Annotated in this window: 25 protein-coding genes and 4 pseudogenes; 17 read left to right on the plus strand and 12 right to left on the minus strand. The window is 69.8% G+C overall.

The window, feature by feature from the left end; all coding sequences use genetic code 11:
- Nucleotides 1–92 precede the first annotated feature (92 nt).
- Nucleotides 93–467, minus strand: a complete 375-nt coding sequence (locus ABZU76_RS46035; RefSeq protein ID WP_354883100.1) for an STAS domain-containing protein — start codon at nt 465–467, stop codon at nt 93–95.
- A 295-nt stretch (nt 468–762) separates the two neighbouring features.
- Here ABZU76_RS46035 and ABZU76_RS46040 point away from each other — a divergent pair, with 295 nt between their 5' ends.
- Nucleotides 763–999 (plus strand): hypothetical protein, encoded by a 237-nt coding sequence (locus ABZU76_RS46040; RefSeq protein ID WP_354883103.1) that lies wholly within the window; start codon nt 763–765, stop codon nt 997–999.
- Nucleotides 1,000–1,247: 248 nt separating this feature from the next.
- Here ABZU76_RS46040 and ABZU76_RS46045 read toward each other — a convergent pair whose 3' ends face one another.
- On the minus strand, nt 1,248–2,306 hold the full coding sequence (locus tag ABZU76_RS46045; RefSeq protein ID WP_354883106.1) for a DUF6292 family protein: 1,059 nt from the start codon (nt 2,304–2,306) through the stop codon (nt 1,248–1,250).
- A gap of 363 nt (nt 2,307–2,669) precedes the next feature.
- A pseudogene (locus ABZU76_RS46050) lies at nt 2,670–2,878 on the minus strand (hypothetical protein); the annotation flags it as partial.
- A gap of 570 nt (nt 2,879–3,448) precedes the next feature.
- Between ABZU76_RS46050 and ABZU76_RS46055 the strand changes: the two are divergent.
- From ABZU76_RS46055 to ABZU76_RS46070, 4 genes are all read left to right on the plus strand, one after another.
- A complete protein-coding gene (locus ABZU76_RS46055; protein WP_354883244.1) occupies nt 3,449–3,796 on the plus strand; it encodes a DUF6292 family protein in 348 nt (115 codons plus the stop codon).
- Nucleotides 3,678–3,929 carry a hypothetical protein gene (locus ABZU76_RS46060; protein WP_354883109.1) on the plus strand — a complete coding sequence of 84 codons (252 nt, stop codon included), beginning with the start codon at nt 3,678–3,680 and terminating at the stop codon, nt 3,927–3,929. The genes ABZU76_RS46055 and ABZU76_RS46060 overlap by 119 nt, the downstream gene beginning before the upstream one ends.
- A gap of 184 nt (nt 3,930–4,113) precedes the next feature.
- Entirely contained in the window at nt 4,114–5,184 is a 1,071-nt protein-coding gene (locus ABZU76_RS46065; RefSeq protein ID WP_354883112.1) for an NAD-dependent epimerase/dehydratase family protein, read from the plus strand.
- 10 nt (nt 5,185–5,194) lie between these two features.
- A complete protein-coding gene (locus tag ABZU76_RS46070) occupies nt 5,195–6,781 on the plus strand; it encodes an NAD(P)/FAD-dependent oxidoreductase (RefSeq protein ID WP_354883115.1) in 1,587 nt (528 codons plus the stop codon).
- A 74-nt stretch (nt 6,782–6,855) separates the two neighbouring features.
- Here ABZU76_RS46070 and ABZU76_RS46075 read toward each other — a convergent pair whose 3' ends face one another.
- Both ABZU76_RS46075 and ABZU76_RS46080 read right to left on the minus strand, forming a co-directional pair.
- Nucleotides 6,856–7,308, minus strand: coding sequence for an SRPBCC family protein (locus ABZU76_RS46075; protein ID WP_354883118.1), 453 nt, complete (start codon nt 7,306–7,308; stop codon nt 6,856–6,858).
- A gap of 767 nt (nt 7,309–8,075) precedes the next feature.
- On the minus strand, nt 8,076–8,942 hold the full coding sequence (locus tag ABZU76_RS46080; RefSeq protein ID WP_354883121.1) for a manganese catalase family protein: 867 nt from the start codon (nt 8,940–8,942) through the stop codon (nt 8,076–8,078).
- A 219-nt stretch (nt 8,943–9,161) separates the two neighbouring features.
- On the opposite strand from ABZU76_RS46080, the gene ABZU76_RS46085 reads away from it, so the two are divergent.
- From ABZU76_RS46085 to ABZU76_RS46100, 4 genes and pseudogenes are all read left to right on the plus strand, one after another.
- Nucleotides 9,162–9,647: a DUF4383 domain-containing protein gene (locus ABZU76_RS46085; protein ID WP_354883124.1), complete on the plus strand. Its 486-nt coding sequence runs from the start codon at nt 9,162–9,164 to the stop codon at nt 9,645–9,647.
- A 151-nt stretch (nt 9,648–9,798) separates the two neighbouring features.
- Nucleotides 9,799–9,951 (plus strand): hypothetical protein, encoded by a 153-nt coding sequence (locus tag ABZU76_RS46090; protein ID WP_354883127.1) that lies wholly within the window; start codon nt 9,799–9,801, stop codon nt 9,949–9,951.
- Between the two features lie 104 nt (nt 9,952–10,055).
- A complete protein-coding gene (locus tag ABZU76_RS46095) occupies nt 10,056–11,246 on the plus strand; it encodes a zinc-dependent alcohol dehydrogenase (RefSeq protein WP_354883130.1) in 1,191 nt (396 codons plus the stop codon).
- Between the two features lie 517 nt (nt 11,247–11,763).
- Nucleotides 11,764–11,911 (plus strand): annotated as a pseudogene (locus tag ABZU76_RS46100) (transcriptional repressor); the annotation flags it as partial.
- A 228-nt stretch (nt 11,912–12,139) separates the two neighbouring features.
- On the opposite strand, the pseudogene ABZU76_RS46105 reads toward ABZU76_RS46100, so the two are convergent.
- Nucleotides 12,140–12,625, minus strand: a pseudogene (locus ABZU76_RS46105) (cbb3-type cytochrome c oxidase subunit I); the annotation flags it as partial.
- Between the two features lie 285 nt (nt 12,626–12,910).
- Here ABZU76_RS46105 and ABZU76_RS46110 point away from each other — a divergent pair.
- The gene (locus ABZU76_RS46110; RefSeq protein ID WP_354883133.1) at nt 12,911–13,033 is read left to right on the plus strand and encodes a hypothetical protein; all 123 of its coding nucleotides are present in this window, start codon (nt 12,911–12,913) and stop codon (nt 13,031–13,033) included.
- A 73-nt stretch (nt 13,034–13,106) separates the two neighbouring features.
- Nucleotides 13,107–13,964: an SDR family oxidoreductase gene (locus ABZU76_RS46115; protein ID WP_354883135.1), complete on the plus strand. Its 858-nt coding sequence runs from the start codon at nt 13,107–13,109 to the stop codon at nt 13,962–13,964.
- 801 nt (nt 13,965–14,765) lie between these two features.
- Here the strand turns inward: ABZU76_RS46115 and ABZU76_RS46120 are convergent.
- On the minus strand, nt 14,766–15,098 hold the full coding sequence (locus tag ABZU76_RS46120) for a plasmid stabilization protein (protein ID WP_220240184.1): 333 nt from the start codon (nt 15,096–15,098) through the stop codon (nt 14,766–14,768).
- 225 nt (nt 15,099–15,323) lie between these two features.
- On the opposite strand from ABZU76_RS46120, the gene ABZU76_RS46125 reads away from it, so the two are divergent.
- The gene (locus ABZU76_RS46125; RefSeq protein WP_354883138.1) at nt 15,324–15,722 is read left to right on the plus strand and encodes an STAS domain-containing protein; all 399 of its coding nucleotides are present in this window, start codon (nt 15,324–15,326) and stop codon (nt 15,720–15,722) included.
- Nucleotides 15,723–15,731: 9 nt separating this feature from the next.
- Here ABZU76_RS46125 and ABZU76_RS46130 read toward each other — a convergent pair whose 3' ends face one another.
- Both ABZU76_RS46130 and ABZU76_RS46135 read right to left on the minus strand, forming a co-directional pair.
- Nucleotides 15,732–16,001, minus strand: coding sequence for a VOC family protein (locus tag ABZU76_RS46130; protein ID WP_354883141.1), 270 nt, complete (start codon nt 15,999–16,001; stop codon nt 15,732–15,734).
- A 133-nt stretch (nt 16,002–16,134) separates the two neighbouring features.
- The gene (locus ABZU76_RS46135; RefSeq protein ID WP_354883143.1) at nt 16,135–16,527 is read right to left on the minus strand and encodes an ANTAR domain-containing protein; all 393 of its coding nucleotides are present in this window, start codon (nt 16,525–16,527) and stop codon (nt 16,135–16,137) included.
- A gap of 307 nt (nt 16,528–16,834) precedes the next feature.
- Between ABZU76_RS46135 and ABZU76_RS46140 the strand changes: the two genes are divergently transcribed.
- The 4 genes and pseudogenes from ABZU76_RS46140 (at nt 16,835) to ABZU76_RS46155 (ending at nt 18,936) form a co-directional block, all read left to right on the plus strand.
- A complete protein-coding gene (locus tag ABZU76_RS46140) occupies nt 16,835–16,963 on the plus strand; it encodes a hypothetical protein (protein WP_354883146.1) in 129 nt (42 codons plus the stop codon).
- 89 nt (nt 16,964–17,052) lie between these two features.
- A pseudogene (locus ABZU76_RS46145) lies at nt 17,053–17,560 on the plus strand (DUF6098 family protein).
- A 430-nt stretch (nt 17,561–17,990) separates the two neighbouring features.
- A complete protein-coding gene (locus tag ABZU76_RS46150) occupies nt 17,991–18,734 on the plus strand; it encodes a methyltransferase (protein WP_354883148.1) in 744 nt (247 codons plus the stop codon).
- Nucleotides 18,721–18,936 carry a CDGSH iron-sulfur domain-containing protein gene (locus tag ABZU76_RS46155; RefSeq protein ID WP_354883151.1) on the plus strand — a complete coding sequence of 72 codons (216 nt, stop codon included), beginning with the start codon at nt 18,721–18,723 and terminating at the stop codon, nt 18,934–18,936. Before ABZU76_RS46150 ends, ABZU76_RS46155 begins: the two co-directional genes overlap by 14 nt.
- Here the strand turns inward: ABZU76_RS46155 and ABZU76_RS46160 are convergent.
- The 3 genes from ABZU76_RS46160 to ABZU76_RS46170 are packed head-to-tail and all read right to left on the minus strand — an operon-like array spanning nt 18,921 to nt 21,274.
- Nucleotides 18,921–19,916, minus strand: coding sequence for an iron-containing redox enzyme family protein (locus tag ABZU76_RS46160; protein ID WP_354883153.1), 996 nt, complete (start codon nt 19,914–19,916; stop codon nt 18,921–18,923). The genes ABZU76_RS46155 and ABZU76_RS46160 overlap by 16 nt on opposite strands.
- A 10-nt stretch (nt 19,917–19,926) precedes the next feature.
- Nucleotides 19,927–21,063 (minus strand): glutamate--cysteine ligase, encoded by a 1,137-nt coding sequence (locus tag ABZU76_RS46165; protein WP_354883156.1) that lies wholly within the window; start codon nt 21,061–21,063, stop codon nt 19,927–19,929.
- 10 nt (nt 21,064–21,073) lie between these two features.
- A complete protein-coding gene (locus ABZU76_RS46170; protein WP_354883159.1) occupies nt 21,074–21,274 on the minus strand; it encodes a hypothetical protein in 201 nt (66 codons plus the stop codon).
- A gap of 152 nt (nt 21,275–21,426) precedes the next feature.
- Here ABZU76_RS46170 and ABZU76_RS46175 point away from each other — a divergent pair, with 152 nt between their 5' ends.
- Nucleotides 21,427–22,224, plus strand: coding sequence for an SDR family NAD(P)-dependent oxidoreductase (locus ABZU76_RS46175; protein ID WP_354883162.1), 798 nt, complete (start codon nt 21,427–21,429; stop codon nt 22,222–22,224).
- Nucleotides 22,225–22,229 lie beyond the last annotated feature (5 nt).

The following is a 22,229-nucleotide window of genomic DNA, read 5'->3' on the forward strand; positions in this document are numbered from 1 at the left end:
CACCTCGCGGTCGTGATCGGGCCTGCCGGGCCTTGTCTGCGGCATACCCGCGCCCGCCCGAGATACACCCGTCCTGTGTCGCGCGTAGCGAGTCAGGTGTCGTCAACGGCAAGAGCGTCGGCCACTGACGAATACAGGGCGAACCGGTGGTGGAGGCCGACCAACCGCAGGGTGCGGTCCAGTTGGCGCTCGACCGCCAGGCGCAGGCTGGTGCGCTCGCCGGCGGCTTGGCGTGCCTCGGCCAGGGCCGCGAGGGCGATCGAGGAGAAGAAGCTGACTGCGGTCAGGTCGACCACCAGAACGTCGGGTGTGGTCTTCAGCGCATCGTGGATTGCCGCCTGGAGCAGGGGTGCGGTGAGTGCGTCGAATTCACCGCGTGCAGTGAGCACCACAGCGGAACCCTCACCGCGGAGGCTGACGCTCGTCTCGCCGGCGCCAGGCGCGGGGTGGCGATCGGATGCCTGCATTGCCCGATCGTCTCGCAGCCACCGCTACGGTGCATCACCTTCGGGCCTCGGGATGTTCACTCGCGTGTCGGCCGCACATCAGCCTGGGGACCACCGACATCGACCAGAACGTGACCGGCGAAGGTACTCACCTGTGGCGCAACGCGCGGTCGAACATCGAAGCGGCTTGCGGGGCGCCGCCGGCCGCGCCGGACATCGGGTGCGATCGGGCCACACGGGTTCGAGGTGTCGAGTGACGGAATCGGGGTAGCCGAGGTCTGAGGAGGCCGTCGGAAACGAAACCCGAGGAGTGATCGTGACCAGCAGCGAAACCGATCAGGTCACAGGTACACAGGACAAGGACTACAACATCATCTGGTTCGTGGAGGCGTGTCTGAGCAACGCGCTGCGAATGGAGTCCTACATCGCCGATGCCGACCGCACGGGCGACCGCGAGCTGGCCGCCTTTTTCCGCCGTGCCCAGGAGGAAAGCCGGAAGGGTGCGGAGCAGGGCAAGAGACTGCTCGCCCAACGGCTCGGTGCCGCGAGTTGACGGTTGCGTCGGCGGCCAGTGCTTCGCCCCACGACGAATACAGCGCGAAGACCCTCGCGAGCCCGAGCAGCGTGAGGCTGCGTTCGAGATAGCGCCCGATGACCAGCCGCAGCGCGATGCGTTGCCTGCCGGCCTCACGCACCTCAACGAGCGCCCCGGGCGCGGCCGAGGAAAAGCATGCCTCGTCACTCAGCTCGAGCGCCGGTGTCGGCGGGCTTCGCGGAGCACGGTCTGCAGCTGAGGCGTGGTCAGGGCGTCGAATTCGCAGCGGGCGGCCAGCATCGCCGCGGCGCTCGCGCGGCGTAGGTCGACGCTGGTGGGTGCGTTGAGCGCGGCCGGGTCGCCGAGCGGCGCACAACAGCCGCACGCCCGGGAAGTCTCGATGCCGCCCTTGAATGATTCGGCACTCCTCCCTCCGGCACCGATGCCAAGGATCGCGCGAATGGGGGCCCGGTGGACCGATGACCGCGCGCCGCCGAGCGCACGGCCACCGGCTGAGCCGGCGGCCGTGCGCTGCTGCTCCGCCCTCGCCTTGCCGGACGAACGGCCGGACGGCCTCCGTGACGGCCGGGCCCGATTCCGAGCTGCCGGACAGCTCTTTGATGAATTCGTGACACTGCTTGGCCCGTGCCGAGTCTTCCGCCATCACTGTGCGGAAGAAATCGGCGATGTCCTGCTTGCCCGCGTTGTCCACGTCCCTGACGTACTGGCCGTAGTCGTGTCCCGCCTTCAGGGCGTGGTACTGCACAGACACCAGGTCGTAGGTGACGTCGTCGAATCCGGTTTCGCCGGTGGCCATGATGTCTCCTCTCCGGAACTGGGTCGTGCGGTGGCTGACACCGCTGTGTTGGCGGGGCACCCGCGCCGTGGCGGCCGACACGGTGGGCCGCGTAGACGTCAGCGGCTGATCGGCGTGTAGGCACGTTCCGGCTGCCGCGACGGGTGGGCCGCATCTTCCGAGGGCGTCGGCGACGCCGTCGCGACTGCCTGTGCCCGCGTCCGCAGCTCGTTCTGGAGGCGACTCGCGCCGGGGCCGGGCGGACCGGTTCCGGCCACACGGCAACGATCACAGGCGGTTCGTCGCTCTCGGGCTCGAGTGCGAGTCGCCAGCCCTCGTCGCTGCTCCACGCGAGCATCAGGAGCCGCCCGGGCCAAGCGCGCGACGTGTCGGCGAGCGCGACGTACGCGGTCGAAGGTGTGCCGCACTCGCAAAGCACCGCGGTCGCCTCCACTCCCACCTGCTCAGCGACCGACTCTACGTAGTGCCGCAGCAGCAGCTCTTCCCGATACGTGGGCTTCGGTTCCACGGATCATCACCACCTTCGCCTGAGCCTGGTCCGCAGATGAAAGCACCGTGCGCGGGCTGGATTCCCCCAGGCGGGGGCGTGAAACCAACCCTTTGTCGCCGACACGGTTGCGGGTACGCGGGCGCGGTCATCCGGGCGGGACGAGAACCAGGCTGTTTGCGTGCGGCGTGGCTCTTCGGCGCCGGGCCGGGGAGACCGGGTGCTGGGCTTGGGAATGAAACCCGAACGCAAAGAGAAACCGCATCGTGATCGAGGTCCGTCGGGCCTCTCGGCGTGCGATCACGGGTGCGAGACCTCGTGCTCTGGACAGTGAACAGCCCGGCCGATCCACTCGGGACCGGCCGGGCTGTCCGTCGCTCAGCCTCAGGCGAGGTCGGACCGGTCCAGTTCCATGACCTTCGTCCACGCTGCGACGAACTTGTCCGGGCGTCTTCGCTGGAGTAGACCTCGGCGAGTGCGCGCAGCTGCGAGTTGGAGCCGAAGATGAGGTCGACGGCGGTGGCCGTCCACTTCAGCTCGTCGGTTGCGGTGTCGCGGATCTCGTCCACGTTCTCGTCCCACGCCGAGGATTTCTCCTTTCACGTACGGGACACGGCGGCACGCTGGCCGCGGTCCTGTGGTGCCCGCGCACTGGCGGGACAAACATCGCGACGCGTGATTTCCGCAGCCGGCCCGGGGCACCTCCCGCGGCGGCGGAGACGGGTGGCCGGGATGAGCGGACGAAGCCGGACGGCCCGACGGATCTTGGGCAACTCGTGGCGCGCCGTGCTTAAGAACTGCGAACCGTTTCAAGCACGGCGACCTGATCGAGTGGGCGGCCGCGCCCACCTATCACGGCGTGCTGTCCGTCTTTCCCGGCTCGGTGGTGCTCACGGCTCTGCTCGGACTGCTTGGCCGGAACGCGACGCAGACGGTGGTTGACAACATCAACCAGGTCGAGCTTGGACAGGGCGCACGATCCTGGTCGGGGCGATCCGGGAACTTTGCGGCTCGACCGTGACCGCCGGCGCCGACCGCAAGGAGATCACGGCCTGACCCCTCGCCGAACGCACCGCTGACGCGGGAGCGCTGGGCCGCGCGGCTCAGCCCACCTCGCGCTCGACCAGCGGAACCCGGCCGACCCGGACCGCGATTTCGCTCTGCTGTGGGACGAGGAACGCCGCTGGGCCGCCGCCATCGAAACCCGCTCCGGCGAAGACCTCATCGTCGTGCGCTACCTCGGCACCGCTGTGGCCCCTCAGCCGGCCGAGGTGGGCTGGTTCCGTCGACGCCGTGCTCAACGACGACCACGCTCGGCACGCCCGACCCGGTGCGCCTGCGGGGCGCGGGCCACACCGACGAGCTCACCGCGCTGCTCGAAGGGAGGGTACGGTGACGTTCACCTTGCTCGAAAGCTTCGCCCTGACGCTGCGCGGCTACGACCGCGAGCAAGCCGACGACCGGCTCGCCGAGCTGCACGAGGAACTGCGCCTGCTCACCGTCGACCGTGACACAGCGCAGTCGCAGGTCGAGGTGCTCGCCGATCGGCTCGCGCAGGCGCGCGCCGAGACCTCCGTGCTGCGCGAACAGCTCGACCGGCCGTGCCGCGCACCCGGCGATCCCGCCGGCTCGGCGATAAGGTGAGCCGACTGCTCGCCCTCGCCCACTCGGAAGCCGACCACGTCGTCCTGATGGCCAGGCGGCGTGCAGCCGCGCCGCGGGCCGAGGCCGACGCGCAACAGGGGAAGCTGATGAAACCGGGTTCGGCCGGCGGGTGACCGCACGGGCGGTCGGGTTACGGGACGGCGCGCCGGGGTAGTCCTCAGGCGTGCGAATCGTGATCACGGGCGCGAGCGGGAACATCGGGACGGCGCTGCTGCGCGAGCTGGAGCCCTCGTGGGAAGTGACCGGCATCGCCCGGCGCATCCCGGATCTCGTCGCGGAGCCGTACGCCGGCGTTTCGTGGCTGCAGTCCGACCTCGGTGAGCCCGGCGCCGCCGATGAGCTGGCGCGCGCGTTCGACGGGGCCGACGCGGTGGTGCATCTCGCGTGGGCGATCTCGCCGGCGTGGGATGAGCCGGCGATGTGGCGCACCAACGAGAACGGGACCCGGCACGTGCTCGACGCCGCGGCGAAAGCGGGCGTCGGGCACCTGGTGTGCGCGTCTTCGGTCGCCGCCTACGGGCCGGGGCCGCGGGAAGAGAAGGTCGGCGAGGAGTTCCCGCGCACGGGCATCCCGGCCAGCGCCTACAGCCGTGGCAAAGCGGAGCTGGAGGCGGTGCTCGACGCGTTCGCCGAGGCGCACCCCGCGATCGGACTGGCGCGGATCCGGCCGTGCGCGGTGGTGCAGCAGGGCGCGGCGGGGGAGTTCACGCGCTGGCTGCTGGGCCCAGTGATCCCGCCCGGGCTGCTGGGCAGACGGCTGCTGCCGGTGCCGCTGTGGGAAGGCCTGCGCGTGCAGGCGGTGCACGCCGAAGACGTGGCTTCGGCCCTGCGGCTGATCGTTGAGCAGCGCGCGACCGGGCCCTTCAACCTGGCCGCACCCGACGTGCTCGACGCGAAGGCACTGGCCGGGATCATCGGCGGGCTGCGCCTGCCGGTGCGCAAGTCGGTGACACGGTTCGCAGCGCGGGTCGCATGGACGGCTGGGCTGCAGCCACTGCACCCGGGCTGGCTGGAGCTGGCCGATCGCGCCGCGCTGGTGGACACCACGCGCGCCGAGATGATGCTCGGCTGGCAGCCGCGGCACAGCACGCGGGAGACGGTGACTGAGCTGATCGGCGCGGTGCGGGACAAGGTGGCGGGGGCGTCACCGCCGTTGGCGCGCGCGAGCACCGGGCTGAAATCACGGGTGCGTGCGCTGGGGCGCCTTCGTCCCACGCGTCAGTCGCAGGCGTGAGGGGGGCGTGGTGGAGACCGTCGACGCGATCGTGGTCGGGGCCGGGCACAACGGCCTCGTCGCGGCGAACCTGCTGGCCGACGCCGGCTGGGACGTGCTGGTCCTGGAGGCCACCGACATCCCGGGCGGAGCGGTGCACACCGCGGAGGTGACCGCGCCCGGGTTCCGCAACGACCTGTGCAGCGCGTTCTTCCCGATGTCGGCTGCCTCGCCGATCGTTCGCGGGCTGGGGCTGGAGGAGCACGGCCTGCGCTGGCGGCACGCACCCGAGGTACTGGCGCACGTGTTACCGGACGACCGGTGCGCGGTGCTGTCGCGCGACGTCGACCGCACGGCGCGGTCGGTGGCGCAGTTCTCCGCCGGGGACGGTGATGCGTGGCGGGAGCTGTTCGCGCAGTGGCAGCAGCTGCGCGAACAGCTCCTCGATGCGTTGTTCACGCCCTTCCCTCCCGTGCGGCCCGCCGCCCGCCTGCTGCGCCGCACCGGTACCGCCGAGGCGCTTCGGCTCGCGCGGATGCTGACGTTGCCGGCTCGCCGGTTCACGCAGGAGCGGTTCTCCGGCGAGGGTGCGCGGTTGCTGCTCGCGGGCAACGCCGCGCACAGCGACCTGTCGGTGGACAACGCCGGCAGCGCCGTCTTCGGGTGGCTGCTAACGATGCTGGCACAGGACGTCGGGTTCCCCGTGCCCGAGGGCGGGGCGGGGGAGCTGGTCTCGGCGTTGGTCAAACGCCTCGACGGTCGCGGTACTGTCCACTGTGGACGTGAAGTGACGGAGATCCTCGTGGCCGGCGGCCGCGCGGTGGGTGTGCGCTGCGCCGACGGCGACGCGATCCGCGCCCGGCGCGCGGTTCTGGCCGACGTGCCGGCGACCGCGCTGTACGGGAAACTGGTCGCACAGGAGTGGCTGCCCGCCCGGCTGGTGCAGGACCTGCACACCGGGTTCGAATGGGACAGCGCGACGGTGAAGGTCGACTGGGCGCTCAGCGGGCCGGTCCCGTGGACCGCGGCGGAAGCGGGGCGCGCCGGCACTGTCCACCTGGGCTGTGACGAGGATGGTCTCTCGGCATTCGGCGCCGAGCTCGCCCGCGGCCGCGTCCCGCGGCGGCCGTTCCTGCTGCTCGGCCAGATGACCACTGCCGACCCGACGCGCTCACCCGAGGGGACCGAGGCGGTGTGGGCCTACACCCACGTGCCCCGCGGTTCCGTGGCGACGCCGTCCGCGTTGTCCCGCCGGGTCAAGTCCATAGAGGACTCGATCGAACGTCACGCGCCGGGCTTCGGCGACCGCATCGTGGCCCGCTACGTCCAGGGGCCGGCCGAACTCGCCGACCACGACCCGAGCCTCGTCGGCGGCGCCGTCAACGGCGGCACCACGGCCATCCACCAGCAGCTCTTCTTCCGTCCTGTCCCCGGCCTTGGCCGCTCCGACACCCCCGTCGACCGCCTCTACCTCGCTGGCGCCTCCGCCCACCCCGGCGGCGCCGTCCACGGTGGCCCGGGCGCCAACGCGGTCCGCGCGGCCCTTGCCCGCAACGGCGTACTGGGCAGCGGCTACGCGGCGTTGATCAAGGCGGCGAACCGCGCGGTGTACGGCTGACGGCCACGCGGAGCTCGATGGCGCGCGGAAAACTCGGCCGGGTCGGAAAGGCGCGGCCGTGGAAACGGATCAGCCTATGGCGCGACCGGCTTGCGGGACCGGCCCTCCGCCAATGCCGCGAGCCGAGCCAGAGACTCGCGATTGCGGGGCTTCAGCACCAGTGCCTGGAGGGGCTCGGGGATGAACTTTCCGGGGCCGCGCAACGCGCGCTCACCCATGCGGACGAGCGTGCCGCTCTCGCGAGGCGTGAGGGTGACCTCCACCTCGGCTGTGCCGAGTGGCCAGCCCTGGGCCTCGAGCTTGAGCGATTCGCCCGGCGAGACGGCGAGGACGACCGTCGTGTCCTCGAGTTGCAGCGGCCAGGCGCCGACGGTGTGATGCAGGCGCGAGCCGACAGCGGGCCAGGTGGCGTCGACGTCGCGGATGTGGCTGCTGCCGACCACCCAGCCGGAGTAGTGCCAGCCGTCGGCAAGGACGGCGAAGACCGCGGCCGGATCGGCGCCGACCATGCGGGTGACTTCGATCATGGATCCCTCCTCGGCGGCAGGCGTCCGGCCGCGCCGCGGCAGTCGTGGACGCCGGCCCCGGCTGGAGTGCCGGGCTGCCGACGGAACACGTTTCCTGAATCGGTTACCCTCCGGCGAGCGGCGTAACCGGCGTTCGCGCATCAGGCCCGATTCGAGCGGCACGTAGGGCAGTGACGCTCGAACAGCACCGGCACGAGCGTCGCCGCAAACGACACCATGGTTCGTCTCGGCCTCGGTCAACCGCCGCGGCGCCGCACCGGCACGTCCTGCTGGGCATGGCGGTGCTCGTGCTGCTGGGTTGCCCTCCGGGTGCCGTTGCTCGTACGCGCGGGTCAGCGGCCGGCGGGCCGCTGACCCGCAGCGGCCCTCCGCCGGGTGACGCTGTCCTCGGCCGAGGGATACCTGTGGCACGTCCGACCTGGCTGAGCCGAGGTCGTCGAACAGCAGCACGCCGTCGCGCCGCTTCGGCTCCCGGAGCGATGAGACGCCACCTGTTGTTGTCCAGCCACATGTGCGCGGGCAGCGCGGTCGGCTCGTTGACGTGACCGGCGTGCCCGGCCACGAGGTGGCGCCGGGTCGCGCCGCGCGCAATTCCAGCGGCGCCGCCGCGTTTTCGGCGGCCAGGGCCTGCGCGATGCCCCCTGCGGCCTTCGGCCGCGGTTACGCGCGCGGCGAGCCGGCACCGGCTCACGGCGTCGCGCCGGGTCGACTCGAACTCAGTGTGGTGGTGTGGGCTGCCCGGCCGGGCGCCGGGCCGCCGCGAGTGATCACTTGGCCTTGTTCTTCGCGGACTTCGCCTTGCCTTTCACCGTGCCTTTGGCGTTCTGCAGGGGTGCGTAGGTGCCGAAGAGCGCGGGGTCGGGCTTGGGTGCGGTGCCAGGGCCGCCGAGGGGTTTGGGGTCCATGAGGTATTCGATGGATTCTTCGTTGAAGGTCCAGCCGGCCTTGGCGCCGTCGGGGCCGTCGGACAGGTGCCAGACGGTGTTGTTGTGCTCCTGGTTCTCCTCGTCGAACAGTGCGTCCGGGGCGATGTCGCCTTCCAGGCCGTCGGTCTTGAGCTCGTCGATGGCGGCGAGCCATTGTTTCTGGTGAACGGTGTCGCGGGCGAGGTTGAACTGCAGCATGGCTTTGACGCCGGGGTCGTCGGTCATGTTGTAGAGCCGCGCGGTCTGCAACCGGCCTTGGGCTTCGGCGGCGGCGTTGGCGCGGAAATCGGCCAGCAGGTTGCCCGACGCCACGATGTACTTGCCGTTCCACGGTGTGCCGTTGCTGTCGGCGGGCAGCGCCCCGCCCCCGGCGACGATGGCCTGCTGCGGATCCATCCCCCCGATCACCGCGGCCATCACCGGGTCCTTCACCGCATCGGCGGTCGCCGTGGCAGGTGCGCCCTCCAGGAGCCGGGCGACCATCGTGGCGAGCATTTCGACGTGGCCGATCTCTTCGGTCGCCGTGTCCATGATCAGGTCCTTGTACTTGCCTTCGACGCGGCAGTTCCACCCCTGGAACAGGTACTGCATGGTCACGGTCATCTCGCCGAACGCGCCGCCGACGAGCTCCTGCAGCTTGTGCGCGTATACCGGGTCCGGCTTCTCGGGCTTCGCTTCGAACTGCAGGAGCTTGGTGTGTCGGAACATCGAGCCGACCTCTTTCCCTGACGTGGCGACCGGCCGATTCCGGCCGCCGATCCGCTCGAATGCCCGCCCCGAGCGGAGATAACCATCGCGAGCCTTTGGCATGACGGAACACGCTCGTCGAGCCCATCAGGATTAGCAGGTCATCTGCGGGGTACGTACCCGGCCAACGTGGTGGCCGTCCGGGCCCCACCGAAGCCCGTTTCACGGGAGGAGAAGCCCATGTCTACAAGCACGCCGTCACACACCGCAATCGGACGGTCGTCAGCCCAGCTCGCCGCGGGCATCGTCGCCGCCGTCTTCCTTTTGGTCGGTGTCCTCGGGTTCGTCCCCGGCGTCACAACCGATTACGACCAGTTGAGCTTCGCCGGGCACGGCTCGACGGCCATGCTCTTCGGCGTGTTCATGGTCTCCACCCTGCACAACATCGTGCACCTGCTCTTCGGCATCGTCGGCCTCGTGTGCGCCCGCACCTCACGCGCCGCACGGTTGTACCTCCTCATCGGAGGAGTCGTGTACCTCGTGTTGTGGCTCTATGGCCTGCTCATCGACCACGGCAGTGACGCCAACTTCGTCCCGATCAACAACGCGGACAACTGGCTCCACCTCGGTCTCGGCATCGGCATGATCGTCCTGGGCCTGCTCACCGGACGCGAAGCACGCGGGGTCGCCACACCGCACGCCGAAAGGGGGCCAGGCACCCGCTAACAACAACACAATTGCCGTACCCCCGGGTCGTAAGTCTCGACGCGGTCGCTGAAGCGATAGCCGGACCCGATCGTGGAGCGGGGGTGTACAAGGGTGAAGCCATTGGTGGGCCGGTGTTCGGCGTAGCGGCGGCGGATGGATCATCGAAGAGTTGACCGTCAACGCCTACATCGAGGAAGAGATCTTCTACCCGGCAGCGCGGGAAGCCGAGCCGGCCGTCTGGATACTGCCCGGGCTCACCGACCTGGACGGGTCGGACGAGACGTTCGACGCGAAGGTCACCGTGCTTGCCGTGACAGCCTGAGCGGCCCACGCAAGCCGGTTCCAGGCAGGTGAATCGCGTTTGCCCCGCCGGTCGTCAGGAAATCCCGCAACCAGTTGGCTTTCTCCACGGTGAAAGGGAGATCGATGAAGGCAGTGACCTGGCATGGCAAGCGCGACGTCCGCGTGGACACCGTGCCCGACCCGAAGCTCGAGGGGCCCACCGACGCGATTGTGCGGATCACGTCCACCGGGATCTGCGGGTCGGACCTGCACCTGTACGAGGTACTTGGCGCGTTCATGACCGAGGGCGACATCCTGGGTCACGAGCCGATGGGCGTCGTCGAGGAAGTCGGCGCGGCCGTGAGCGGGATGAAGCCCGGCGACCGTGTCGTGATCCCCTTCAATATCTCGTGCGGCCACTGCTGGATGTGCGAACGTGGCCTGCAGTCGCAGTGCGAGACGACGCAGGTGACGAGCCAGGGCAAAGGGGCGTCGCTGCTCGGGTACACCAAGCTTTACGGCCAGGTGCCCGGCGGGCAGGCGGAGTACTTGCGGGTTCCGCAGGCGCAGTACGGGCCGATCAAGGTCCCGGACGGCCCGCCAGACGAGCGGTTCGTCTACCTGTCCGACGTGGTCCCGACTGCGTGGCAGGCCGTCGAGTACGCGGACGTGCCCGACGGCGGTTCGGTCGTGGTGTTCGGGCTGGGGCCGATCGGGCAGATGGCCTGCCGCGTCGCGCGGCACCGCGGGGCCGGCGAGGTGATCGGCGTCGACCTCGTACCGGAGCGGATCGCGCGGGCGCGTTCGCACGGCGCTACCACCCTCGATCTCCGCGACCACAGCGACATTGCCGAGTCGATCCGGCAGCTCACCGGTGGGCGAGGCGCGGACGCGGTGATCGACGCCGTTGGCATGGAGGCCCACGGCGCGCCGATCGGCCGATTGGCGCACAATCTCGTCGCCCTATTGCCGCAGCAGGTCGGTGCGAAGATCACCGAGAAGGCGGGTGTCGACCGCCTGAGCGTGCTGTACGCCGCGATCGACAGCGTGCGCCGCGGCGGCACGATCTCGCTGTCCGGTGTGTACGGCGGAATGGTCGACCCGATGCCGATGATGGAGCTTTTCGACAAGCAGATCCAGCTGCGCATGGGCCAGGCCAACGTACGCCACTGGATCGACGACATCATGCCGGTCCTCACCGCCGACGGCGACCCGCTCGGCGTCGAGGGTTTCGCCACGCACAAGCTCCCGCTGGCCGACGCGCCGCGAGCCTACGACATCTTCCAGAAGAAGCTCGAGGGCGCCCAGAAGATCCTGCTGCAGCCCGCCGCCTGAGGGCTGCACCAAGTGGCACACGCCGTCGATCCGCATCCGAGGAATACCTATCGCCGAAGCTGGCGGGGCTGGTGCAGCGCTTCGCGTCGCACTCGTTGGCCGCGCGCTCCGGCCCGCGCGGCGCGTGTACCCGTGAATGCCGGACCGACGAGGTCCATCGAGGTCCCCGCTCATGGCACGATCGAGATGACGCCCGGGCCCCGGCCGGTGAACCTCACGCTCGCAAGTCACGAGCTGCGATGGTGCCGCCCCCGGGCACCGACGACGTTACCTGCTGGCCGCCCGCAACCCGCATGATCGCGTGGTAGCCGCCCCGCCCCGCCCGCGCGGCATGGCGGGTTCAACGTGCGGGGGCCGTTTGGGAACGGCCTGCGGTCGCGCCCTGGCGGCCCAGACGTCGTCCCTGTCTCCGCATGCCAGTGTGCTGTCGGCGCGCACGACCACGGAGAGATTCCTGGTGCGTGAGGAAGAGCTGAGTGGCCGAGTGTTACCGGGCGACGCCGAGACGGCGACCACGTTGGTGCCGGCCGATCTCCCGACTGTGTCGCACCAGGCGGTCTACGACATGCTGCGCGCACTCACTGACGCGGGTCCGCGCGAATGCCCGCTACGAGTCCCGGGTGGGCGACAACCAACACCACGTCGTGTGCCGCTCCTGCGGCGCGAGACGGGTTTCGCACAATGTCCGCACTCTGCGTCCGCCGCTTGCCCGTCATGGACAACCAGGACCTCGTCGGTTCGTCGCCCAGGCCGACGTGGTCCCCGTCATGCCCCACATGGCGGCGGGCGAACTCGTGGAGGCTCTTGTCGTACGACCAATGGAGCTTCCAATAGAAGGTCGCCGGCCTCGGCCGCAGTGGCGGCCCCGCGTGATGTCGTACTCTGCGGGCAGCTCATCGAGATTGTCCATGCGGCTCCTGCATTCGCACCCGGTGCTTCTCGCGGCGGGCGACGTGTTTCTCTTCCTCGAGCCGCTCGGTCATCGCGGGGTAGTGCAGCTCGAATGCCGGCCCTTCGGAGCGGATGCGCGGCAGCTCGTGGAAGTTGTGCCGCGGCGGTGCGCAGGTGGTGGCCCATTCGAGCGAGTTGCCGAAGCCCCATGGGTCGTCCACGGCGACGACTTCGCCGTAGCGGTAGCTTTTCACGACGTTCCAGATGAACGGCAGCATCGATGCGCCGAGCACGAATGAGCCGATGGTCGAGATCGTGTTGAGGGTGGTGAAGCCATCGGTGGACAGGTACGCGTAGCGGCGTGGCATGCCTTCGGCGCCGAGCCAGTGCTGGACGAGGAACGTGAGGTGGAACCCGATGAACGTGAGCCAGAACTGCCATTTGCCGAGGCGCTCGTCGAGCATGCCGCCGGTCATCTTGGGGAACCAGGAACACCGATCCACGAGGCGAGCGCCTCAGACTCCGCACGATCGGTTCCGCGCGGGCGGTCGACTTCACCTCGGTCACGGGTGCCCCCCGGCTTCGGCGCATGGCCCGCGGCGGTCACCCGATCGGCGCGCCGCCTACACCTGCGTCGCAACCGGTTCCGACGCCGCCTCGCTCGCGCTCGCGCGAGGCAAGTCGTCGCGGGCGCGCTCGGCGCCGAGGGGACCCTGTCAGCGCTCGACCTGAAGCGCGTCGAGGTCTGCCCATGGGCGCTGCGGGAAGGAATCATGCTGCGGCACCTGGAGCGCATCGCGGAAACGCCGACGCTGCCGCTTCTGCCGCTGACCCGGCACCCGGACGCGACGGTCCGCCCCCTGCACACCGCCGAGGAACAGCAGACGCCCTCCTGAGCGATCTGACCCGGTTCGGTGCGCCGGGCGCGGGGTAACCGGCACGGACGAGCCGATCCGCACAGGAGGACCGATGGCCGAAGATCGACTGCGCCCGCCGCAGCAGCAAGAGCCGCCCGGGCTGACCGAGGATATGGACCCCCGGCCGCGGGACACGATGGCGGGCTACGAGGGACGCGGGTTGTTGACCGGGCTGAAGGCGTTGATCACCGGCGGGGATTCCGGTATCGGGCGGGCGGTCGCGATCGCGTTCGCCAAGGAAGGTGCCGATGTCGCGATCGCCTACCTGAGCGAGCACGCCGACGCCGAGTACACCGCCGAGCGAGTACGGGCCGAAGGCCGTGAGTGTCTGCTGCTGCCCGGGGACCTGGGCCGCGCGCGGCAGTGCCGGGACGTCGTCGATCAGACCGTGGAGCATCTCCACGGTCTGGACATCCTGGTGAACAATTCCGCCACCCAGCGGCCGGTGGACAAGCCCGAAGACCTCAGCGACGAGCAATGGCTGCACACGTTCGACGTCAACATGCACAGCTATTTCCGGGTCACCTCGGCCGCGTTGCCGCACCTGCGTGAAGGATCGGTGATCATCAACACCGGCTCGGTCAACGGATTGCGCGGCAACAAATCCCTCATCGACTACTCCGCGACCAAAGGTGCGATCCACGCGTGGACGATGGCGATGGCTCAGGCTTTGGCCGACCGCGGCATCCGGATCAACTGTGTGGCGCCGGGCCCGGTGTGGACGCCGCTCATCCCGTCCACCTTCCCTCCCGAGAAGGTGGAGAAGTTCGGGCTGCAGGTGCCGTTTGAACGCGCCGCGCACCCCGACGACCTGGCGCCGTCCTACGTATTCCTGGCGTCGAACCGGCTCTCGTCCTACTACAGCGGCGAAGTCATCGCAGCGCTCGGCGGCGAGACGACACCCGGCTGACCGGGATCCGTCACCGCTTGGCTACCGTCATTGGGTTGATCGTGCCGAGCCTGGGAAAACGCCTTGCCCGGGTCCACGACACAGAAGCGGGTGGTGTCCGGGTCGGTCCGGTGCGCGGCGAGCGCGGGTGAATTCCATGGGAGCGGTGCTCTGCTGTTCGGTGTTCTCTGTTTTGCCGGTGAAGGGAACCGAGGAGTACGACACCGCGACCGACGACGCATGTCCATAGATGCGCGTGCGCCGGAAAACTCATCTTGGCGGTGAGCACGATCGCGTCGCCCGTTGAGATCTTTCGTGGACTTGGTTGGTGATGCAGCACGCCGTTGTCGGCCGTCCGGGTCGGGTTCAGGGGGTGACCGGCGAGCGGTCCAGCAGTGGGCCGTGCCCGTGGTCTCCTTCCACTCCGGGCGCGAGCTGACGCGCGGTCGCAACCTCGCCTCAGCGTCGCATCCCGGGTGCGCCGACGAAAACAGGCCACCTTGACCACTACCATCACCAGATCATCCGGACCTGTGTCGACCCGATCCATCCGCGTGGACCACTCCGGCTCTCCGCCGACCATGAGCTCACCATGGCCCGAGTGGCCGGCGATCTGGACGCCGTCTCGGCACCCCGGCCCCAGGAGCTGCTCGACGAACCTGCTGACGGTTTCGGCGATCCGCAGGATCCGCCCATCTTCCGCTCTGGTGACCGAGTCACTGCCGGCGAGCATGGCGATGTCCTCGGGGCCGCGGCCGTCGATCGAGATGATCTGTGGCGAGGGCTCGGGTGGATCAGCGGATGGCCACGCGACCCTGGCGCTCAGCGGCCCAGGGCGTTCTGTAGCTCCTTCTTGGTCATGCTGGAGCGGCCCTTGATGTTGCGCTTCTTGGCCTCGTTGTAGAGCTGGTCCTTCGTCGGCCCGCCGGGGCCTTGCCGGTTGCCGGACCGCTTTCCGCCGCGTTTCTGCGGCGACGTGTCGCGGGTGGAACTCTTACTGGCGGTCCGGGATTCCCCGGACTGGGCCCGGTTTTTGTTGACCGTGCGCGCGGCGATCTCCTCGGCCCGTCCGGTGCTGGCTCCCTGCTTCTTCTGCGACGACTTGATGTGCTCGTACTGACGTTCGCGTTTGGTGCTCCAGCTCTGCTCAGGCACGGCTCCTCCTTCGTCGTGACTGGCGTCTACCCGCTCGTGGCAGCGGCAAAACCGCCAGGTCTCACGGGGTGCATAAGGTTCACCCCACCTGGGTACGTTCGTGATGTCCGCGGTTCAGCCGAGCAGCCGCCAGTTCCAGCACCCGCCGCCATCCGGTGGTGCTGCCAGACCCGCGACGCCGGCATGATCCGCAGGTTGCCGGCCTCAATGGAGGTGACAGCGTTCATGAGCGACCCATTTCCTCACAGCGCGGCGACGTTCACCGTCACCGGCTCCCTCGACTCGACCGTGCTCGCCGCGACTGGAGACCTTGACTGCACTGTCGCCGACCACTTGCTCGACCGGCTGCTCGACGAGGTCGCCCTGCGCCCGCGCGCGTTGATCGTCGACTTGACGCGCGTGGGCTTCTGCTCCGCGCGGGCTTTGCGCGCGCTGCTGGTGGCTTCGGCTGAAGCCCACGCCGTCGGGATCCCGTGTGTCACCGTAAGCGATCAGCAAGCGGTTCGACGCCCGATCACCATGCTCAAGCTGGACCACGTCCTCCTTCTGCACGGCACCCTCGCCACCGCCCGGGAATGGCTGACGGTCTCCCATGGTGTCGCCGACGTCGCCGTCCATCGGTAGCCGGTGGGGTCAGCAGCCGGAGGGTGCGGGGCTGAGGTGGACGACGCAGAAGCGGCTGCCGTCGGAGTCGGCGAGGAGACGAAGTCCGGCTCCGGCGGATACCTGTCCTAGTCTGTGTCGCGCGCGCAGCTTTTTGAGGCAGGACACTTCGGCCTTCTGTTCGGCGGCGGTGTCGACGAGAAGGTCGAGGTGCATGCGCGGGTACGGCTCGACGGGCATGCTGTGCATCGCCCGGGGCCGGTCGGAGACGCCGCTGACGGGGAAGCTGAGTCGGAGCATGCGGCCTGGCTAGCGGTCGGCCACATGGGTGAACGACCCGCTGGCGGGCCGACCGCGGTTTGCGCGAACAGTGAGCGGATAGCCAGAGGTCGGGCACCTCGATGAAGGGTCGCGGGCGCCTGGCTCCCGTCGGTCAAGAAGCGGCCGACGGGAGTCTGTCGTCTGGCTGGCTGCTGTTGCTGTCGGCTGGGCCGCAGCGGCGCGGAGTGGACACGACTTCCTCGATCAAGCCGCGAGCCACGTCGCGGAGTTTGACATTGGTGTCCTGTGACAGCTCGCGAAGGATCTCGAATGCTTCACCGGCCGTGCAGCGACGCTGCGCCATCAGGATGCCCTTGGCCTGTTCGATCGGTGCCCGCGACGACAACACCTGCCGCAACTGCTCGAGTTCGGTTTGCGCGGCGCGGTAACGCTCCGCCAAATCGCTCTCGCCGTGCGACCCATTCCCTGCTCCGTCGCGCCGGCTGTGACGCGGTGGGGAGTGCAGCAGACGGTCGGCGACGTCGATCGATTCGGGGTGCTGCATGGTGATCACTCCTTCGCAAGGTCTCGGCGAGGGGCAACTACCCAGGGTAGCGCCAATAAACGTATGACGATGGGCCCCGAGATTCAATGGAAGACGGATGCGCGACGATCCTGGACTCCAGCGGACGCCGGAACTGCTGCGCCGTCGGTGCAGCGCGTCAAGTCGTGGTGAGCAGGACGATGGCTGCTGCGGCGGCCGAGGAGGCCGCAGGTCTGTGCTGTGCGTAGCCGTTCGTGGAGGACGATGATGCCGAGGAGGGCTGCTGCTGCTCGCCGACCTGCGGCGGCTGCACCGCAAGGCCGCCGGTGTGTCGCTCGACTGGGAACTGCTCGCCCAGGGCGCTCAGGTCACGAAAGACCAGGAGATGCTCGAACTGGCGAGCCGCTGCCACCCGCAGACGCTGCGGCAGATGAAGTGGACCAACGCAATGCTGTAGATCATGTCCATGCAAATCCTCACCAGCTGAACGGAACAACGATGACCGGACCAGGGGGGCCATCGCCCGCTCGCCCGCGACAGCGGGACATGCCGACCGTCCGCAGCCTCGACGAGCTGTGCGCGTTGTTCAGCTGCGACGGCGAAGACGATCTGTACGCCCGCTGGTCGCACGGCCCCGCCACCGACCTCGACCCGTTGCGGGCGCAGCAGAGCCGGGACAGCCTGACCGGCGTGTCGCTGCCGGGCTTGTCGGCCAACCCGCTGCGCAAGGAGTCGTGGTGGGAGGACCGTCCCGTCCGGGCTTGCGCGGCGGCTCCACGACTATCAGCACCTGCGCGATCTACGTGGTCCCCGCATGCGCCCGTGGGTGCTGCTGCTGCGCGGAACCGAACTCGCACGCGGTCCGGACAACGAGCCACTCGTACGCTGCGACGAGCCACTGGCGTGGGTCGCGGACACCGTACTACGTGAAGGCCGCGCGCTGTTCACGACGTCGATGCTGCTCGCGAACCTGCTGCAGGCCCACGATTTCCACCTCCACGGCGCCACGCTGACACCGGGGGAGCTGCCCCTGACGCTGACAACTTCGGGCTGAGCTTCGACGTCGTCGCGCGGTGACTCACGCCGCCTCCTTCGGCACAATGTCACTGGCGAGCGAGGCGCACTCCCCTATGGAGCTATGCCAGCTGTTCCCCGTTTTTGAGGTGGAAGGCGCGGTTGGGGCCTTCTCGGACGATGCTGGTCTGGGCGGGGAGGTAGAGCGCCGGCGCACGCGGCGGCTGCAGTGCTGGCGACAGTGCAGGTTTCCGTTGCGACGGCCGGAATCGTGCCTCACAAGCCCGGTGGCCGTGCGATCGCTGGCCGGTGCGGTGTTCACCCACAGCGAGAGCGGGAAGCGCAGAGCCGCCAGGTACCGGTGGTTGCGCCGGCGCGGAGGTCGAAACCTGGTTTCGCTGCGACCGCGCGAAGTTTGTCCGGTCGGTAGCCGGGTAATCGGCGGTGACCCTGACGCCGAGGAGGCCCCGATGACCACGGTACCTGCGGAGGAAGCGGATGAGATCGCCGACGGCGCCACGACCCTGTGGAAGGTGCTGCCCGCATTCCCTCCGGGGCCCGCACTTCCCGCACGCGGCCTGCTCCGGCTGCCCGGCGTCTACCGTCCTCAAGCGGACACGTGCCTTCTGACGACGGCGGTGCGCCGGGCCGGGGTGCCCGCCGGGGCACGCGCGCTCGACTTGTGCACCGGGACGGGTGCGCTTGCCATCGCACTCGCCCGTGCCGGGGCGGAATCCGTGCTGGCCGTGGACCTTTCGCGGCGGGCGCTGTTGTCGGCGCGGGTGAACGCGGCGCTGCGCGGGCTGCCGGTGCGCGTGCGCCGCGGCGGACTGCTCGCGGCCGCGGACGGGGGCCCCTTTGACGTCGTCGTGACCAACCCGCCGTACGTGCCGATGCCGGCGGAACAGGCCCGGCCGGACCGCCGATGCGACGCTGGGAGCGACGGGCGCGCGGTGCTGGATCCGTTGTGTGAGGTCGCCCCGGCACTCGTTGCGCCAGGTGGGTTCCTGTTGCTGGTGCAGTCCGTGATGTCCGGCGTGGACCGTTCGGTTCGCCTGCTTACCGCCGCGGGCCTGCGTGCACGGGTCGTCGCCCGGGCGGCGGTCCCGTTCGGACCGGTCCTTTCCGGACGGACGGACTTCCTCGAGGAGTCCGGCTTCGTGGCCCCCCAGGTGCGGACAGAGGAGCTGGTGGTCCTTCGTGCCGACCGGTGAGGGCCGGGACCATCGGCGGGCGCGGCTGGTCCCGGGCGGGCCGCTGCTGATCGAGGGTCCGGTGGAGCTGCAGACGCCCGAGGGCGACACGGTGCGCTCCGACCGATTCCTCGTGGCGGTGTGTACCTGCCGGCGCAGCAAATGCTTCCCGCTGTGCGACACCAGTCATCGCAAGCGGGTCCGGACTCAAGGCAACGGCTGACGCAACGAGGACCGCCCGGTGCGCCAGCACCCCAGCAAGTGCTCGCAGAGGCGGTTTTCGAGGTGGTTCGTGGCCTGCACACCGAACACCACGTCCGCCGCGAGCGCCGGTTCCTGTTCGAGCAGGTCGCCGACCACGTCGTGGCGCATCACTTGTTCGTGCACCGCGTCGGCTTCGATGTGCTCGGTGTAGAAGAATTTGCACTCCTCGGCCGCGCCGAGCCGGGTGAGCGCCTGGACCATGCGCTGCGCCGAGGGCGCGGTGGTGACCTCCGCGGCGGCGAAGTGGCCGACGAGCGCGCCCCGCAGCGCGCGGTGGAGCCCGAACAGCGACATCGCGTTGACGATCGCCAGCATCGGCGCGGGCACGTGGTCCAGGAGGGCCAGGTATCCGTCGGGTAGCCCGGCTTCGCGCAGCAGGTCGGCGAACAGCCGCGAGTGGACGTACTCCGGGCGGCCGCCGCCGAACTCGTCGAACTCCACGGCCACGAGTGCCGCCTTGGCCCGGCCCCGCAGCCGCGGGATGACCCACGCGTGCGGATCGGCTTCCTTGAGGTGGTAAATCGAGCGGTGGGCGAACAATTCCCGTACCTGCCACCACTCGCCCTCGTCCCGCAGGTAGTGGGACGCGCCGGCCGCGTCGATCGGCTCGACCAGCAGCGCGGCGAACTCGCCGTCGACATTGTCGCCACCGGCCACGGCGGCGCGCAACGCGCTCAGGAAGCGCTCTTCCAGCGCAGTCCGCAGCCGCAGCAGTTCGGGGTCCCACTCCCAGTCGGCGTCGACGCCTGGCAGACCTTGGTAGTGCAGCTCGTAACACAGGTGCAGCGCCAGCTGCAGGTCGTCGCCGAACGGGTCGGTCTCCGCGATCGCGTCGAGCGGCGGAGCGTGCCCGGGTGGGGGCGCGGACAGGGTCTCGGAGACGGCGGCCGACAACGGCCCACGGGCCGTGGGGAGCTCGGCGGACTGCAGAGTCGTCATGGCCGGAGGGTTACCCCGCGGCGGCCGCTTCATGCCCCGAGACGGGCACGGTGCGCTCCTCAAGCAGCCGCACCACAGCGCGTAGCCCGCCGGCCGCCGCGGAGCGCTGCGCGGCCGATCCCGTGCCGTCGACGAGCAGCCGGCTGGCCAGTGATCCGGCGAGGGCGAGGTCGCCGGCTTCCTCGAGCGCGCCGGCGGTGTGCGTGAGCAGGTCTCCGACGAGGGCGGCGGCCGGGCGCTGTCGTTCGAGCCGGGGATCCACCAGGAGCCCGGTGAGGCCGTGGCGCGCGGCGGCCCAGACGGCGGCGGCGCACACCTGCGGCGACAGGCGCGGTCCTTCGATCCCGCGCTCCAGGTCGGCCAGCGCGGTCCGCACGAGGCCGCGCGACAGCACGGCCTGCAGCACCGCGCCATCGACGGTCGCGGCGGTGTCGGCCACACGCAGTTCCACCGTCGGCAGCCATGGTGACGGCCGCGCCAGCCAGAAACTCTGGTTGCGGTCGACGAGCGCGCCGCACTCCACGAGCGCATCCACCGTGCTCTGGTACTCAGCGTGGCTGCGGAAATGCGGAGCGACGCCGGAACCGGGGAAGCGGGTCTGCAGCACCATGCGCCAGCTGTGGTAACCGGTGTCGCGGCCGTCGGCGAACGGCGAGTTGGCCGACAGTGCCAGCAGCACCGGCAGCCAGGGGCCGAGGTGATTCACCACCGCGACGGCCGTGTCCGGGTCGTCGACGCCGACGTGCACGTGGCAGCCGCAGGCTTCGTAGTCGGCGGCGAGGGTTCCGTAGGCCTCGTGGATCTTCGCGTACCGGCCCTGCGGCTCCGGCTGCGCCCCACGACCCGGCAAAGACACGGGCGTGCCGGACGCGACGAGCGCGCAGTCCTCGGCGGCCGCGGCAGCGGCGAGCAACCGGCGCCCGCTGGTCATCTGGACCCGCAGCTCGTCGGCACTCGTGCAGACGCCGGTGGCCAGCTCCAGCTGCGTCGGGCGCAGCTCCCGTTGCACGATCGCGCCTTCCGGCAACCGGCCGTGGTGCCCACAGCGCGCCAGCACGCGGTCCGCACACGGTGCCGTCCGGCCCGTGCGCGGGTTGACGAGGAGGAACTCCTCCTCGACCCCGATCGTCGTCCCCGCCCCATCCATGAGAACTCGACTACCCGTTTGCGCGGCGGTGAACCGGGATCGCGCGCCGGAGACAGGCCTCGCGCAACGCGACGTCGAGCCACGGCGAGATCGGCACGAGCCAGTCGGGTTGCGGGCGCTCCTCATCGCGCGGCTGTTGCGCGCCGAGGGCCGTGAGCGCTGCACCAGCGGAGGCCCCGGAGGGCGGGCGTCGCTGCAGGTCGTCGGCCACGGGGTCGAGGGTGGCCTTGACTATCGGGAGCGTGGCGGTGTGGTCGTGGCGGGGGCCCCACCGCTGCGCAGGTGCAGCGCTTGCGCGGAAATCCTGGTTGTCCCGGCCGGGGATGGGTACGCGAGTAGAAAGCGATCACGAGGGGACCACCCGTGACCACCGCGGAGAAGCCACTGGCCGTCATGACCGGCACGTCGAGCGGCATCGGGCTCGAATTGGCCAAGCAGTTCGCCCGCCACGACTTCGACGTCATGCTCGCCGCTGAAGACAATGAGCTGACCGAGGCCGCCGAGCAGGTCCGGTCTTGCGGCGCGACGGTCGAGCAAGTGCGGACGGATCTCACCCGCCGCGAAGGAGTGGAAGAACTCGTCGAGCGCGTCGCCGCCACGGGCCGCCCGGTCGAGGCGCTCGCCGTCAACGCAGGCGTCGGCATCAAAGGCGAGTTCGCCAGCGACACGCGCCTCGACGACCAGTTGACCGTCGTGGACCTGAACGTGCGCTCGGCGGTGCACCTGGCCAAGCGCGTGGTACCGGCCATGGTCGAGCCCGGTCGCGGGCGGGTGCTGTTCACATCGTCGATCGCGGGGACCGCGCCGGCGCCGTACCAGGTCGTCTACTCCGCGTCCAAGGCGTTCCTCACCTCGTTCTCCGAGGGCCTGCGCGCGGAGGTGAAGGACAAGGGCGTGACGGTGACGGCGCTGCTGCCCGGCGCCACCGACACGAAGTTCTTCGAACGCGCGGACATGGAGGACACGAAGATCGGCGCGGGCAATAAAGACAGCGCGTCTGACGTCGCGGAAGCCGGGTTCGCCGCGCTCATGGCAGGCGACGACAAGGTCGTGGTCGGGACCAAGAACAAGATGACCGCCGCCGCGTCGCGGATGCTGCCCGACGAGGCGAAGGCGGCGCAGCAGGGGAAGGTGATGAAACCGGGTTCGGCCGAGGAGTGACCAAG

Origin of the sequence: Amycolatopsis sp. NPDC005232, assembly GCF_040607795.1 — a bacterium.
Lineage (GTDB): Bacteria > Actinomycetota > Actinomycetes > Mycobacteriales > Pseudonocardiaceae > Amycolatopsis.